General features: G+C 46.2%; 13 protein-coding genes. All 13 read left to right on the top strand.

The window, feature by feature from the left end; all coding sequences use genetic code 11:
• Positions 1 to 270 precede the first annotated feature (270 nt).
• The 13 genes from sicP to KO537_RS21555 all read left to right on the top strand — a co-directional run bounded on the left by sicP (position 271) and on the right by KO537_RS21555 (position 15,101).
• Positions 271 to 708 carry a chaperone SicP gene (sicP, locus tag KO537_RS21615; protein WP_219235765.1) on the top strand — a complete coding sequence of 146 codons (438 nt, stop codon included), beginning with the start codon at positions 271 to 273 and terminating at the stop codon, positions 706 to 708.
• A gap of 1 nt (position 709) precedes the next feature.
• Positions 710 to 4,753 carry a type III secretion system effector BopA family protein gene (locus KO537_RS21610; protein ID WP_219235764.1) on the top strand — a complete coding sequence of 1,348 codons (4,044 nt, stop codon included), beginning with the start codon at positions 710 to 712 and terminating at the stop codon, positions 4,751 to 4,753.
• 118 nt (positions 4,754 to 4,871) lie between these two features.
• Positions 4,872 to 5,231 carry a type III secretion apparatus gene (locus KO537_RS21605; RefSeq protein ID WP_219235762.1) on the top strand — a complete coding sequence of 120 codons (360 nt, stop codon included), beginning with the start codon at positions 4,872 to 4,874 and terminating at the stop codon, positions 5,229 to 5,231.
• Positions 5,228 to 7,288: an EscV/YscV/HrcV family type III secretion system export apparatus protein gene (locus KO537_RS21600; protein ID WP_269319663.1), complete on the top strand. Its 2,061-nt coding sequence runs from the start codon at positions 5,228 to 5,230 to the stop codon at positions 7,286 to 7,288. The genes KO537_RS21605 and KO537_RS21600 overlap by 4 nt, the downstream gene beginning before the upstream one ends.
• Before the next feature lie 12 nt (positions 7,289 to 7,300).
• The gene (locus tag KO537_RS21595) at positions 7,301 to 8,632 is read left to right on the top strand and encodes an EscN/YscN/HrcN family type III secretion system ATPase (RefSeq protein WP_012197156.1); all 1,332 of its coding nucleotides are present in this window, start codon (positions 7,301 to 7,303) and stop codon (positions 8,630 to 8,632) included.
• 16 nt (positions 8,633 to 8,648) lie between these two features.
• Complete coding sequence (locus tag KO537_RS21590) at positions 8,649 to 9,050, top strand: hypothetical protein (RefSeq protein WP_219235760.1); 402 nt, start codon at positions 8,649 to 8,651, stop codon at positions 9,048 to 9,050.
• Complete coding sequence (locus KO537_RS21585; RefSeq protein WP_131525059.1) at positions 9,043 to 9,489, top strand: hypothetical protein; 447 nt, start codon at positions 9,043 to 9,045, stop codon at positions 9,487 to 9,489. The genes KO537_RS21590 and KO537_RS21585 overlap by 8 nt, the downstream gene beginning before the upstream one ends.
• Positions 9,490 to 9,493: 4 nt before the next feature.
• Positions 9,494 to 10,414 carry a hypothetical protein gene (locus KO537_RS21580; protein ID WP_219235759.1) on the top strand — a complete coding sequence of 307 codons (921 nt, stop codon included), beginning with the start codon at positions 9,494 to 9,496 and terminating at the stop codon, positions 10,412 to 10,414.
• Between the two features lie 119 nt (positions 10,415 to 10,533).
• A complete protein-coding gene (sctR, locus tag KO537_RS21575) occupies positions 10,534 to 11,184 on the top strand; it encodes a type III secretion system export apparatus subunit SctR (RefSeq protein ID WP_012197160.1) in 651 nt (216 codons plus the stop codon).
• Positions 11,181 to 11,450, top strand: a complete 270-nt coding sequence (sctS, locus tag KO537_RS21570) for a type III secretion system export apparatus subunit SctS (protein WP_012197161.1) — start codon at positions 11,181 to 11,183, stop codon at positions 11,448 to 11,450. Before sctR ends, sctS begins: the two co-directional genes overlap by 4 nt.
• Positions 11,451 to 11,452: 2 nt before the next feature.
• Positions 11,453 to 12,253: a type III secretion system export apparatus subunit SctT gene (sctT, locus tag KO537_RS21565; RefSeq protein ID WP_028761721.1), complete on the top strand. Its 801-nt coding sequence runs from the start codon at positions 11,453 to 11,455 to the stop codon at positions 12,251 to 12,253.
• Between the two features lie 21 nt (positions 12,254 to 12,274).
• Positions 12,275 to 13,324 (top strand): EscU/YscU/HrcU family type III secretion system export apparatus switch protein, encoded by a 1,050-nt coding sequence (locus tag KO537_RS21560; protein WP_219235757.1) that lies wholly within the window; start codon positions 12,275 to 12,277, stop codon positions 13,322 to 13,324.
• Positions 13,325 to 13,868: 544 nt separating this feature from the next.
• On the top strand, positions 13,869 to 15,101 hold the full coding sequence (locus tag KO537_RS21555) for an efflux RND transporter periplasmic adaptor subunit (protein WP_219235755.1): 1,233 nt from the start codon (positions 13,869 to 13,871) through the stop codon (positions 15,099 to 15,101).
• The last annotated feature ends 1 nt before the right edge of the window (position 15,102 follow it).

Genomic DNA, 15,102 nt, shown 5'->3' with positions numbered 1-15,102 from the left:
AACGCAGAACTCAGGCAACTGTGATGATATTACAGGAAAGATCTACATTCAGACCATGTGGAATACCTATACTGTCCATTCGCTGACGCATGGTTGCTTGATTGACCTGCGAGATTTTTTTTGCCGCATAAGACTCGAGACTGACCCGTAATACAACAGGTATTTAAGTTAGAACTCGATTAGTCTCAGGTGTACACCTGATATTCATTCCTCCTGACTCAGGACAAACTTTCATCAAGGTCACACTTTCACCAATTGAGGGGACGCTAGATGAATGTACATGACCAATTATTAGCTCAGCTCGGCCAAGCACTCGGCTTACCATTAGTGTTTGATGCTAATGGACAATGTCTGCTAATGCTAGATCAAAAATTAATGATCTCTATACGTTACGGCGATGCGCAATGGACCTTTTATTGCATGCTCGCTCAGAAGCCGCAGCTGACTGAAAACCACTATTGGCAAGCTTGTTTGCAATTGAATCTCAAACTTGCCGAACAAGGTAAGGGCTGCATCTGCTATGAGCCTCAGTCCGATGCTTTGTTATATTTAACATTTATTCCTATGCCAGCCAGTTCCCCCCTGCTCAGCGAATTTCTCGGTGACTTAGTCGACACGTATCAAGCTCTGCAGAGCCATGTTGAAACCGAAATGACTGGGGCAACCTCATCAATAAATACCATAAATCTTAGTGTGGGGGGGCAATAATATGGCCTTAGATATCAGTGCATTTAGTCATGCGGCTAAGCTTGACGGCCGTCTTTCCTTAGTCGATACCCCCGAGGGTATACCGACGATTATAGTTGCCAAAGAAGGCTTTAAAGAAAAATTACTTAGCATGCTGAGCCATATTCCTTTACTCAAAAATACCCAAGCGGTCCAAGATTATGTCAATGGCTTGTCACTCGATAATAAGCAAGTGTTGGGTGTGTTCTTGCAGGCATTGGCGGTAAGATTTGGTCATGATATTGCACTGGATATGGTAGATGCTGTCGATTTGTCCGGTCATACTCCATTAACTCGGCGCACGATCGAGCAACTCACCGAGCGGTGTGAAGCATTTATGCCGCTCCCTCCTTTAAACATATGCGAGACTAATGAAGATACGCTAAAAGTTCTTGCTTTACCTTCCCAGAGCGGGATTGAGTCTAAATCGTCGGAGAAGCAAACACTCAGCCCATCAGTGCTTAAACCTTCAGCAGAACCTATATCCGTCGATAAAGACATCAGGGGAACGGCTTTCCATATTTTAAGCCAGCAGCTTATTACGCCACAGGATATTTTACACACACAGAATCAATGCCTTAAGCAGTTGTTAACTACACCAGTACCTCAAAAATTAACTATGCCGACCACTCAAACTTGGCTGGCGTCTTGGGTGTATTCAGAACCTGAACCCATTAAAACCTTACAACAAGCTATTAAAAATTATAATCAAGTACTTAGCGACACTCAGCTAGCGACATGTATACAGAATTTAAATCAGAGTCGAGATCCCTTGATTAGCAGCGATGAACTGACTGCAATGCGTGATCATGTTAAATTTGGGCTAGTGCAAATTAAGCAGGCTTTAACCCTAGTCGCTGAATTGAAAGCTAATTTGTCGGTGGAGCAGAGCAGTGTTCTGTCGCCGCTACTGGCCGAAGTCAATCTGGGATTATCGCAATATGATGTGTTAACTACGGCGATGCAGACATTTGAGCAAGCCTTATTAGTATCGACCCCGATGCGCCTAGCCTTATCTGAGTTTCATGCCCAGCTTCCCTATGCACTACAAAACAAACTGACAGCGGATACTTTAGTGAGTAGTTATCAACTGTTTTCCCCTTTAATGCAAAATGAACTCAGTCAGACAGAGAGAGTTGAATATATAGCGGCAAGCTTAGTTTCTATGCTCAATGAGGAGAACATCAGCGAAGTCTCAGGGCAAAAAAAAATAATGCCAGAGATCAAAAGCTTAGTATTACTTATTAACCAGTTTGTGCTAAACCCTATACAAGAACCTCTAGCCATGAGTTCGTCATTTAAGACTCCATTTGAAGCGCAACAGGCTGAAGCCGAGCAACATCTAATCCAGCTAGAACAAGCACAAACCTTACTGGCCGACTGCCTTACTCGGGCCAGTAATCTTAGCGAACAAGCGCTAATCGCTGTCGGCAAGCAAGTGAAAATCGAAGATCATTTAGCTGCAGTGAAACAGGCTGGAACCCAACTCAGTACTATATTGTATAAGGCTATCAACCCTTCTGGGGAAGAGGTTCATTTCGAAGATCTCACCGCAACATTACTGTATCTTGGCGGACAAGAATATGTCGAGAAAGGCAGTCGTTTACAGTTCGATGAGCCTGTTAACTTTGATGATCTCGACCTTGAGCAGACACTAAGAAATGAGCTCGATAGCTATACTTTAACACCTCAAGTGGCAAGTTTAGCGCAGCAAGTTCTACAAACTCAGCATCATCTTAATTGGTTCGAGGGAGTGAGCTCCATCAGCTTTAGCCCAAATAATTCGCAAGATATTTCGTTGTTTGATGATGTTAACAACCTGCAACTAGTCTCACAGATTGAGCAAGATCAAGCTCGTTATCACAGTTTTCTGACCGAACGTCTTGCCTTGTGTAATGATTATCACCGAGCCGTGACCGAGTTGCTGTCGGCTGTTCCCTCTGAGACGGTGCGCAATCAGCTAACCCAAGAGCTAGTGCAAATTAGTGCGGATCAAGATGCGACCCGAACTTTAGTTGAGCGACTCAATCGACTGCAGAGTGCACAAGATGTGCTAGTGATAGCGGGAAATAATGTCGCTAAATTGTCAGCGTTAACCCAGCAACTCGCGCAAGTTAGGAGGGAAACAAATGCTGAACGTGCCGAGGTCAATTTAAGTTATTTTCTTAGCCATCTTCCTGAATTACAAACTAATAATGAAAAAGTGCGCGCCTTAACTCAAGAGCAGCATCTTTTATCGGCTAAACTGGAAAAATTGACCGCACATTTACAGCAGTTATATGGTGAAGGGCTAGTACTCACTTTAGCCGAACCTGAGGCAAGTTCCCCTGAACTGCGAGCTTTTCACACTGTGACTCGCCAGTTAGCCGAAGTTAATCGCTCTATTGAAGATCTCGATGATGCCTACCAACATGGTTTGTTACAGCTGAAAAAGGCCACAATTGCAGCAAAAAATAATGGCGGCTATCCAGATCAGGGGGGGATGGCGAGTGGGCATGCATGGCAAAGTTGGTTAGTGCAAAAGTTTGTCGGCAATTGGTCTTCCCAATATCGTCCAAGTTTAGAAGAACTTATTTTATCTAGACAGTTGGCCAAAAATAACATGAGCAGTGTCGCGGAGGCTTATCTCGCTTTAGCATCAAGTGTTAAAGACTCGAAAGCTAGCGTAGCAAATGTGTCAGTTTTAACCTCGCCTCAAAACATGATGGCTGCACTGGGCGACCTGCATAATTGGTCGATGGCACATCCGATCGAGGCACGTGAGCTCGCAGGCAATTTAACTCAAGCCTACAATATTATTTTGGCCAACCCAGGGACTTTTGGAATGGAACTGGTTAACACTGTCACCACAGTGTGGCAAACCGGGACGGTACAAAACCAAGTGCACGATATTCTGCAAGGTAAGAGAGAAGAGCTGCCGGATAAAACGAATTTCGCTATGACACCGCAAATGATTGCGTTATTACACATGGCACAGTTAGCGCCGTATATTGCGGGTGGGGCGAAAGGGGCTGCTAATACAGGCATAGGTGGGCCTTTAGTAAGCGGTGTATTTGGGATGATGTTTCCTGGCGCAGGGATGGCTACACCTGTCGTCGGCTTAGTTGGCGGCGTCCTGCAAACTTGGTCAGAACGTCAGCTTGCCAATAACATGCGTGCGTATCGTAGCAGTGAAGTTATGGTGAATGCTTTAATTAAAGGCATGCAGGCAGAAGGCGGACTTAGTGCTCGTGGCGAGGCCATCGCTGGTTATATGCTACAGCGGCAGGCCCTGCAAGATGTTGGTACAGTCTCCCGTGATTGTTTTGAAGTAGGTAAAGTCGGTGCAGTTAAGCGTGCACTCACAGATATCGTTAATTGGTGGAAACATGCTTCAACGGGAGCCAAAGTCTTTGCTGTGGTGACGACACTTGTGGTTGCCTCTGTGGTATCGGCGGGAGCGATCGCGGCGGCATTGTTTACCTTAGGGACTGGTGGCGTTGGAATAGTGGCAGCTGTGGGGCTTGGACTGGGAGGATTAATGGCAGGCGCCTATTTTTCCAAGGCTGTGGTGTCGACATTGCAAGGGGCTAATTTTTTAGGCATGGCCGATACTGCCCGCGCGGCCGAGGCTGAAATGACAGAAAAACGAATTGAGCAAGCGTTCGCGCAATTGGGTCATACTCCCGTATCTCAAACTTCAATAATTAAGACAATTGCCCACAGCGTATCAGGCACCCCAGAAATCCCCAAATCGATGGCGGATGTATTGGGGCTTGAACAACACCAAGCCGCGCTAAAAGCACATTTACTGCCGCAATTAGTCGGCCTCGATAGTGATGCACAGCAGGCGATCTTTGTTCAGAGCATGCAACAATATGCCAATGATAAAAGTCACGAAATAGAAATTAATCAAGCAATAGACAGGGAGAAAACAGTCGAGCGGGCTATGAAATGGGTTGCTGAACTTGACATAGTACCAGCACAATTACAGCAATGTATGGAAGAAATCGATGCGGCCTTATTGATGGAGAACTCTTCTCGATAATCCATAGTGGTTGAATCGCTGTTGACTTAGTACTTGCGGGTATTCAGGTGTTCACCTGATACCCGCTTTTTATTGTCTGGGAGATGATAAGACCGAGAGTTAATGCTGGAGAAGCGATATGGATTTACTACTAATGCGCAACCTCGAACAATTTTTTCGGTTAGTGAATCGCTGGCCTGTGAAGCTTGAGGAACGCATTGAATGCCATTGGCCTTCACACGGAGTGTTACTCGAGTGCCATCAAGGACGATTATTGATGACGACTTGGTTGCTTAACACTCCCGCACGTGATCTCAAACCTTATTTATCACGTTGGCATCCAGAAGCTTTTGCGGGCAGAGTTCAGCGATTGTTCATCGTCAAAAACCGTTTAATGATCAGTTGCCTCTGTCCATCGACACACCAGGGTCATGATTGGTACCACTTGTACCAACTGCAACAAAAATTCCTAAATCGTATGCTCATAGGAGGTCAATGATGAACCTCATCAGTCGTTGGTTAAGTAAAGCCGCAGGGCGTCACGATATCATCTTAAGTGCCATGTTAATGGTAGCTGTATTTATGATGATCTTGCCTCTACCGACACCTTTGATCGACGTATTAATTGCCTTAAACCTTGGCTTGTCCATAGTGTTATTGATGATCGCCATATACATCCGTGACCCTTTAGAGTTCTCAGTATTTCCATCCCTACTATTGATCACAACCTTATATCGTCTGGCACTTACTATCAGTACCAGTCGTTTAATTTTGCTGCAGCATGATGCTGGAGATATTGTATACACCTTCGGTAACTTCGTGGTCGGCGGCAACTTAGCGGTCGGAATTATTATCTTTGCCATCATCACCATAGTGCAGTTTATCGTTATCACTAAGGGGTCTGAGCGGGTGGCGGAAGTGAGTGCACGTTTTTCCCTCGATGGTATGCCTGGTAAGCAAATGAGTATCGATGGTGACATGCGTGCTGGCATCATTGACGCTAAAGAGGCAAAGCGTCAACGGGCACAAGTTCAGAAAGAAAGTCAGCTTTATGGCGCGATGGACGGCGCGATGAAGTTTGTAAAAGGCGATGCCATAGCCAGTATTATTGTCATTTTAACTAATATCATTGGTGGTATCGCTGTCGGTGTCATGCAGCACAATATGTCGGCTGCCGAAGCATTAAATACCTATGCAGTCTTGTCTGTCGGGGATGGTTTGATAGCCCAAATACCTTCGTTACTGATTTCAGTCACTGCAGGCTTAATTGTGACCCGAGTTCCTGGAGAGCAGAGACAGAATTTAGCCAACGAATTAGTGATGCAAGTAGGGCGTCAACCTGCATCATTGCAAATGGCCGGGATAGTCATGTTCATCTTTGCTTTAATCCCTGGCTTCCCAATTTTAGTCTTCGGCACACTCGGTTCGGTCGTTTTAGGGGCTTCATTGTGGTTGAAGCGTCAGCAAAAACGAGCAAGTGCTCAAGGAGAGGAGAGCCATTTCACTGAAGCAGGCAAAAGTGACACGGCCAATGTCGACAATATGGCACCAGGGGCTGTACCACTGATTTTATATCTTGGAGCCGATGTGCCTATCCATGGGGTTAAAGAGGCTCTGCAAAAACTGCGTTGGCAATGGTTTGAACAATTAGGCGTGCCATTACCGGAAATCCAATTACAAATAGCGAAGAAAGGCAGCCTAGGTTGTTGTGATGTGCTCTTGTACCAAGAATCTGTATTGCAATTGCAGCTAGTACCACAGGAAGCCCTTTTGATTGACTCCATCGCAACGATTCCATGCCGTGTCGAGTCCATTCCTTTTAGTAATCAAAGATTGCATTGGATCAAAGGTAATGCGCTTGAACAGGCGGAAGCCCAAGGTTTAGCTGTTTGTCGTGATGAGCAAATTCCCGCTTATGTGATGGGTAAAGTGATCGACCGCTATGCAGGGGAGTTTATTGGTGTACAAGAAACCCGGTATTTAATGGATGCTATGGAGGCTCGTTACGGTGAGCTCGTCAAGGAACTTCAACGCCTCTTGTCAGTAGGAAAGGTCGCCGAGATCCTACAACGCTTAGTTGAAGAGGGGATTTCGGTGCGCGATTTACGAACTATTTTTGAAACCTTAGTCGAATGGGTGCCAAAGGAGAAAGACATCATCATGTTAACTGAGTATGTACGGATTGCGCTTCGCCGTCATATTCGCCGCAAGTTTGCTACCCCACAAGGTTGGATCGCTGTGCTCATGGTTGGAGAAGGAATTGAAAATGTGATCCGTGAATCGATACGACAATCGACTGCTGGCTCTTATTCGGCCTTGGACATGGCACAAACTCAGCAAATATTAACCTGCATTCAAGAACAGCTGCCACCGGAACAAACCTGTGTACTGTTGACCTCGCTCGATGTGCGTCGTTACCTGCGAAAAATCGTAGAACGCGAGTTATTTAGCACACCCGTTTTGTCGTTTCAGGAATTAGGCGACGATGCAGAAATAAAAGTCATAGGCCAAGTGGACTTAGTGGGTGAGGTACTCGATGCCGCACTGGCAAGCTAATGGAGGCGATAGATGAAATTACCCAGTAAAGAAACACTTTATGCACAACTCGAACCTAGTTTATTCGCCACTCAGAGTTTGTTGCCTGTTCCATCGGTTCGCTATTTCGGCAAAGTTCAAGAAGTGGGGGCCACACTCGTGCGTGCAACTTTGCCCGGTGCACATCAAGGAGAGCTTTGTCTCATTGGTAATCGCCTCAGCGCCGAAGTCGTTGCGGTAAAAGGCGATGAAGCCCTGTTATCGCCCTTCGACGTTACGGCGGGACTATGCAGTGGAGAATTAGTTGAAACCTTAGGCCATGGGCATCAAGTCCCCTTAGGTCAAGGCTTGCTTGGTCGAGTGGTCGATGGCCTTGGTGCTCCTATGGATGGCTATGGACTGACTGCAACGTCATTAAGGCCTAACCAAGGTTCTGCACCTAATCCATTATCACGACAACTTATTGATACTGTCATGCCCATGGGGATCCGCGCTATTGACAGCGCCCTCGCCTGTGGCATCGGCCAAAGGATTGGTATTTTTGCCGCAGCAGGAGGGGGAAAGAGTACCTTACTTGGCATGATCGCCGCGCACTGCCAAGCGGATGTGATTGTACTAACCTTAGTCGGCGAGCGTGGTCGTGAAGTCCGTGAGTTTATCGAATATAACCTCACGCCAGAGGCAAGAGCACGCACTGTGATGGTGGTTGCTACATCGGATCGTCCTCCGCTTGAGCGAATGAAAGCCACACTAACGGCAACGACTATTGCTGAGTACTTTCGCGATCAAGGTAAGAATGTGCTGTTGATGGTGGATTCACTGACCCGATTTGCCCGCAGTGCGAGGGAAATTGCGTTGGCGGCTGGCGAGAGCCCAGTGTCTAGCGGTTATCCTCCAAGTGTCTTTGTCAATTTATCGGCCTTAGTCGAACGAGCTGGCCCCGCTGCCAAAGGTAGTATCACTGGCATATATACCGTACTGGTTGAAGGGGATGATATGAATGAACCTATCGCCGATGAAGTTCGTTCCTTACTTGATGGACACATAGTGCTATCACGTCGACTCGCTGGAGCGGGCCATTACCCTGCAATTGATATCAATGCCAGTGTCAGCAGGGTAATGGATCAGATTGTTAGCCCTGAGCAGCGGTGTAATGCCGCCAAGATGCGCCAGTTACTGGCATTGTATCAAGAGGTTCAATTACTCATCCGAGTGGGTGAATACGTGCAAGGCGAAGATCAAGAAACCGATGAAGCAGTGGCTCGCCATCAGGATATTCAGCAGTTTTTGTGTCAATCAGTCAATGAATTCAGTCCCTATGAAGAGACACTACAAAAATTGAAATTATTGCTTTTAAGCCATTAATGGGAGGAACTCAATAATGAACCCATCCCAACTTACAGCGAAAGACGAGCAATTATTACAGCGATTACTCGCAATTCGTAGTGACAAAGAAGCTAAATTGCGCCGAGAGCTAGCCCTACATAGACAAAAATTCAGGGAGCTACTTGACAGGCAAATCCTCATCAATCTCGAGTGGCAAGCGCAAACTAATCGGCTGCGTCTGCAGCAGATGCCAGAACAAATATTAACTCCAACTGAGCTAATCACTTTTAAATTGACCTTAATGAAAGAATACCAAAAAGAAAGGACATTAGCCGAAACTGCTGAGATGTTGGTAATAGAAAAAGAGCAGTTGGAGTCCACTATGGTGCATATGCAGCAGGCGATTCTTCAGTTAGTTAAATCCCAACAAAAACTGCAGGAGGTTGTCGATGAATAATCCTATGGCGATAGTGCGAACATCGAAAATATCTTTCCCCAGTGTCGAAGCCAGACAAGAGTCGGATCCAGAAATGCGTCGCTTGTTTAACCGTTATTTCTGCGGTCAACAGGAAGATGACAACACTATATCTACCAAAGATCGGCTTACCGCTAAGGCACTACTCAGCCGCGATGGTGGTGTGTACCGACAAGGAGCGGCCGAAGTCATCCGGCAAGGTGAGCAACTATGCTATCGCTTGCTCAATGGCCCTATGATGGGATTAGTGATCCAAGCCTGTTACCAACCACGAGGAATTCAATTGCAGTTGTTTCCTAAGACAGCGCGTCAATCGGAACTGCTCGCAAGACTCTTACCTCAACTCAGCGAGCAACTACAAGGGCGACGCTTTGCTATTCATTTAGATCTTATGCCAACCAACACAGCAGTGACGAGGTAGATGAATGAACATCAATAAACTGATCAATGCTAGCCAAGTTATAGGCCGTGGCCTAGCACAGCAAGCTTGCCAAATCGAACTGACGCGTATCGGGGGCGATGGAGTATTCTGGCAAAGACGCAATGCTCCATCAGGATCTGGTCTGTGGTGTTCTAAACAGGATTGGCAACTGTGGGTAACCGCAGTGACTGGTGTAACTTCCTCGGCTGAGATTGCTTGTGATTTATTGCCCTGTGTTAGTGCGGCGGCATTTGATGTAGCGGGTGAATGGTTGGTCGATTGCCTTGAAGAAGTCCCTAAGCCATTTGGATTGGTGCCAGATATTTATCCCGTGCTAACGCTTCAAACTACGCAATTGGAACAGGGCGACGTGGAGAGTGCTGGTCAATTGGCTTGTGTCTTAGTTGATTGGCCGCAAGAGGACTGGCAGAGCCAAGTTGAGTCATGGTCAGCATTCTCTGGTAAAACGGTGGATGTTAGTTTGAGTTTAGTGGCCGGTTTTGTGCCCCAAATAACGTCTACACCTGACTTACCCGAAATAGGCGGGGGGTTATGGCTCGATGGTGATGTGCAAATCGAGCAGGGGGAAGCGCTGTTATGGGCGGACGGACCGTTGGCTAAGATCAAGTTCATCACCCCTATTGATGGTCCTCAAGCACAACTCGAAATTGTGTCTTTATTGCCTAAGATGGACGCTATTCAGCCCCCTTTGATCGCCGATATTGGTCGAGTGAGTCTACCTCTGGCTAAGCTCGGCGCTATGATGACGGGTGATAAGTTAACGCTGGAGGTTACGCTGAATAATCAAGTGCGTTTAGGACGGTTCAGTCATCAGTACGGTCAAGAGCTGTACCAAACTCTGGCAAGTATTAATCTCCTGCGTGGAGAGTCGGGATTACTCGCACAAATCGAGGCTCTAGTATAAGGGGAATGGTGTTGCTTTTACGGATATGTCAGCGGTTTTTAGTTAGCTAAGGTCTTCACCTGATACAGGTCAATCACAAAGCGCGCCATGATGGAACCCTAGCCACAAAGGAGGTTTCCATGACCTTACTCGACCATCCAATCCAATTGATCATTATGTTGTTTTGCTTGTCACTGCTGCCGCTGTTCGCCGTGATGGGCACTTCATTCTTGAAATTGGCAATTGTGTTCTCTATGTTACGTAACGCCTTAGGGATCCAGCAGATCCCACCCAATATGGCAATTTACGGCCTCGCATTAATTCTCACTCTGTTCACCATGGCACCCGTGGGGATGGCAATCAATGACAATCTAAAAGCCACTCCTATAGTGTTCGATGCACCCAATGTATTTGAGCAAATCAACACTGAAGCCATAGCACCCTACCGCGCATTTCTCGAAAAAAATACCAGCAATACTCAGATTGAATTTTTCGCCAATATTGGCCATAAGGTCTGGCCCGAAAAATACCAACAAGTGCTGACCAAAGACTCACTGTTAGTGATGGTGCCAGCCTTTACTATGAGTCAGCTCATAGAGGCATTTAAGATAGGTTTACTCATTTATCTTCCCTTTGTCGCAATTGACCTTATCGTCTCCAATATTTTACTGGCAATGGGCATGATGATGGTGTCCCCCATGACGATAGCCCTACCGTTCAAATTGTTGATTTTTATCTTGATGGGTGGATGGGAAAAACTGATCAGTCAACTAATGATGTCATTCTCATGAGTGAAACTATCATAGTACATTTCACCTCTGAACTACTGTGGATGGTGTTACTGCTGTCGCTACCTGTTGTTATCGTGGCCTCAGTTGTCGGAGTTTTGGTTAGCCTTATTCAAGCCCTGACCCAAATCCAAGATCAAACATTGCAGTTTCTGATCAAACTCATCGCCGTGTGCGTGACACTTGTGGTCTGTTATCACTGGATGGGTAGTTCACTGTTGAATTACGCCAGCATGGCTTTCGATCAAATTAGCCAAATGGGGGGGTAGTGATGACAACTCTGCTACCCAACCTATTAACAGCACAACTTCCGGTGTTGGCACTCTGTATGATGCGCCCTTTAGGCATGATGCTGCTATTACCCTTATTTAAAGGGGGGGCAATGGGGAGCGCATTAATCCGTAATAGTCTGATTTTAATGTTTGCTTTACCTACTGTGCTGGCAATGGATGAAATGCAGCCGATACTGCAGCAGGCCGACACTTGGATGCTCATCAGCCTATTTGGCAAAGAAATTATTGTAGGCATGTTACTCGGTTTCTGTGCCGCCATTCCCTTTTGGGCCATAGATATGGCGGGATTTGTAATTGACACAATGCGGGGGGCATCCATGTCGACTGTACTTAACCCATTGATGGGACTGCAATCATCGATTTATGGCATGCTGTTTACTCAAGTTCTTACTGTGCTGTTTTTAGTCTCGGGTGGTTTTAATTTTCTGCTAACTGCACTTTATCAGTCATATCAACAATTACCCCCAGGATTTAATTTAACGCTAAGCCAGCCCTTGATGGTGTTTATAGCCCATGAGTGGCAATTGATGTGCCAACTATGTCTCAGTTTTGCCATGCCCGCCATGGTGATTATGATCTTAGTCGATGTAGCCTTAGGGCTAGTAAACCGCTCGGCGCAGCAGTTAAACGTCTTCTTTTTGTCTATGCCCATTAAAAGCGCTTTGGTCTTACTTTTATTGATCTACAGCTTACAGTTTGCTTTGTCCCATTACCTGCAGACCATTTCTGGGGTAGAGCAGCACGTAGATATTTTGTTTGGACTCTTAGCAGGGCACTAGTGCCCCTGGTGGATATGACCTATGGCCGAGAAAACAGAAAAACCCACAGAAAAACGTTTACGAGAAGCGAGAAATCGCGGTCAGGTCATTAAAAGTGCTGAAATTGTCACAGGGTTACAGATGGCGATCATTCTCGGGTACTTTCTCTACGAAGGGCCTGCACTCGTCCAAGCCATTATGGCGTTAATCGACTTAACCATTCACGCCATCAATCTTCCCCTTGAAACTGCGGCCGAGCAAATCGTTGGTACCTTCGCCATGCTGGCATTACGTTTTTTAGGTGGGCTGACATTAGTACTCATGTTTACCATAGTGGTGGGGAACTTAGTCCAAACAGGTCCCGTTTGGGCGGCTGAGTCTATAATGCCGAGCATGGATAAACTCAATGTCATGAATAATGCTAAGCAACTTATTTCACTGAAAAGTCTGTTTGAGCTCGCTAAAAATCTCGTTAAAGTCACAGTGCTGAGTTTAGTGTTTTACTATCTGCTCCATCGTTACGTTAACGCCTTTCAATACTTGCCTTTATGCGGAGAAGCCTGCGGTATCAGTGTGATTTCGACCATGATCACTTGGCTCTGGGGCAGCTTTTTAGGATGTTACTTAATATTTGGGATCGCTGATTATGCATTTCAACGCTATAGCCTAATGAAAGAACTCAAAATGTCTAAAGATGACACCAAGCAAGAATACAAAGATTCTGAAGGTAACCCCGAAATGAAACAAAAACGCCGCGAAACCCAGCGAGAAGTGGCGTCTGGTAGTCTTGCCAGTAACGTTCGCAAAGCCACAGTGGTTGTGCGTAATCCAACCCACATTGCCGTGTGTTTGTATTATAGTGAAGGTGAGACGCCGTTGCCTAAAGTGCTTGAAAAAGCAGAAGATCACATGGCCTTACACATAGTGGCATTAGCTGAGAAAGCTGGGGTGCCAATTGTCGAGAACATTCCATTGGCCCGCGCCTTATTTAAACACGTTGAGGCAGGAGACGTGATTCCAGAGAGCCTATTTGAACCCGTAGCAGAGCTTTTACGTCTAGTGATGACAATATCCTATGATAATATGGAGTAACAAGTCTTACTGTAATCAAATAGGATCCTTGATGATAATTGTCTCTTACGAATCCCATAATGAATCTATGAAATTCAAATAAGTAGCCACGCATGATATTGTTTGAAGTAATCAATTTTACCAAAATATTACTCTGAATTTGCACTAAGTTAGGTTTACGCCCGCCGCTGAGAGATAGCACACTGCAAGTGTGGGGTGAAGCTCCACGACGTTGATTTTTTTCTTGAAACAGAATCAAATGAAGTCTGTATCTAGATTCGTTTGAATGGCTGAACTACCACAAGTGGCACAGTCATAGAATGTAGACCCCAACAATTTATCACCTGACGATTTGATAACGCACTAAATTGGCATGGCAGTCTAAGCACCACTCAATCGTGCTTTCCTTGTCAATTTCTACACAGATATTTGCAAATCTTTACCTGTTAACGACACTTCCTTCGTCTACTGTCTTTGGCTAACTCTATATACTGTTGGAACAATTTCAGTTCCTTAGCAAGATGAATGCTTGCTGTCTTTAGCATTGATGGACACGACAATACCGATGAAAAAATCCTCAAAGCGTAAATTGCTGCTCGCGTTAAGCGGCTTAATCCTCCTGAGTGGCGGTGCTTATTTTATGTGGCATAAGCCTGAAACGGCACCTACCTATGTGACTGAAGCGGTGCGCCGTGGCGATATCGAAAACTCAGTGCTGGCCAATGGCATGTTGCAGGCATCCAAACTGGTGAGTGTGGGCGCACAGGTATCGGGGCAAATCTTAAGTTTGCCGCTGGCACTGGGTGATGAAGTAAAGAAAGGCGATTTGATTGCTCAGATTGATAGCCTAGCGCAGCAGAATAATTTGAAGGATGCCCTCGCATCACTCAAAAGTATCAATGCTCAGTTCCGTGCTAAACAGGCGCAGATCCGCCAAGCTAAATTGGAATTTAGCCGCCAGCAGCAAATGCTTGTCGATAAGGCCAGTTCTCGCGCCGATTATGAAGTGGCCGATGCTAATCTAACGGTTTATCAAGCCGAGCTTGAGCAATTAGAAGCGCAAAAACAACAGGCTGAGATTAACGTCGACAGTGCCAGAATCGATTTAGGTTATACCAAAATTACCGCGCCGATGGATGGCACTGTGGTGTATTCCGCGGTGGAAGTGGGGCAAACCGTTAACGCCAATCAAACGACACCGACCATAGTTGAAATGGCGCAGCTGGATACCATGACAGTTAAAGCGCAGATTTCCGAAGCGGATGTTGTCAATGTCCATCCGGGTCAAGCCGTGTATTTCACGGTTCTTGGAAAACCGAATCATCCCTACCGCGGCGTTTTGAGGGCGATTGAACCTGGGCCGATTTCGATGGATGGCGACGATAGCAATATGAGCTCTAGCGACTCAGACGCCATTTATTACCATGGTCTGTTTGATGTAGAAAACCCTGACCGCACCTTGCGTATCGGCATGACGGCGCAGGTGTCTATAGTGTTAGCTAAGGCCGATGATGCGCTATTAGTGCCTGCGCAGATATTGCGTATAAAGCCGAGGGAGAAATCCGCGGCGCCAGAGGCTAAGCCTGTCGAGCGTAAAGCCCGCAGCGGCCCGCAATATCAAGTGCCTGTATTAGTTGATAACCAAGTGCAATATGTGGATGTCACTGTGGGGATTAACAACAAAATCAATGCTGAAATCACCGCGGGTTTGAAGGAAGGCGATCAGGTTGTGCTTGGCATGCCGTCTTCCGATGATGGCAGCAGTAAATTACGTCGCCCACCTAGCGTGAGGTTTTAAC

It is taken from the genome of Shewanella sp. NKUCC01_JLK (assembly GCF_019345615.1).
In the GTDB taxonomy this organism is placed as follows: domain Bacteria; phylum Pseudomonadota; class Gammaproteobacteria; order Enterobacterales; family Shewanellaceae; genus Shewanella; species Shewanella oncorhynchi.
Note: the sequence above shows the minus strand (reverse complement) of the source record. Positions and strands in the feature narration are given on the sequence as shown.

Bases quoted from the DNA above. Each gene is read 5' to 3' on its own strand.
- sicP (WP_219235765.1), top strand. From the start codon at position 271: ATGAATGTACATGACCAATTATTAGCTCAGCTCGGCCAAGCACTCGGC.
- KO537_RS21610 (WP_219235764.1), top strand. From the start codon at position 710: ATGGCCTTAGATATCAGTGCATTTAGTCATGCGGCTAAGCTTGACGGC.
- KO537_RS21605 (WP_219235762.1), top strand. From the start codon at position 4,872: ATGGATTTACTACTAATGCGCAACCTCGAACAATTTTTTCGGTTAGTG.
- KO537_RS21600 (WP_269319663.1), top strand. From the start codon at position 5,228: ATGATGAACCTCATCAGTCGTTGGTTAAGTAAAGCCGCAGGGCGTCAC.
- KO537_RS21595 (WP_012197156.1), top strand. From the start codon at position 7,301: ATGAAATTACCCAGTAAAGAAACACTTTATGCACAACTCGAACCTAGT.
- KO537_RS21590 (WP_219235760.1), top strand. From the start codon at position 8,649: ATGAACCCATCCCAACTTACAGCGAAAGACGAGCAATTATTACAGCGA.
- KO537_RS21585 (WP_131525059.1), top strand. From the start codon at position 9,043: ATGAATAATCCTATGGCGATAGTGCGAACATCGAAAATATCTTTCCCC.
- KO537_RS21580 (WP_219235759.1), top strand. From the start codon at position 9,494: ATGAACATCAATAAACTGATCAATGCTAGCCAAGTTATAGGCCGTGGC.
- sctR (WP_012197160.1), top strand. From the start codon at position 10,534: ATGACCTTACTCGACCATCCAATCCAATTGATCATTATGTTGTTTTGC.
- sctS (WP_012197161.1), top strand. From the start codon at position 11,181: ATGAGTGAAACTATCATAGTACATTTCACCTCTGAACTACTGTGGATG.
- sctT (WP_028761721.1), top strand. From the start codon at position 11,453: ATGACAACTCTGCTACCCAACCTATTAACAGCACAACTTCCGGTGTTG.
- KO537_RS21560 (WP_219235757.1), top strand. From the start codon at position 12,275: ATGGCCGAGAAAACAGAAAAACCCACAGAAAAACGTTTACGAGAAGCG.
- KO537_RS21555 (WP_219235755.1), top strand. From the start codon at position 13,869: ATGAAAAAATCCTCAAAGCGTAAATTGCTGCTCGCGTTAAGCGGCTTA.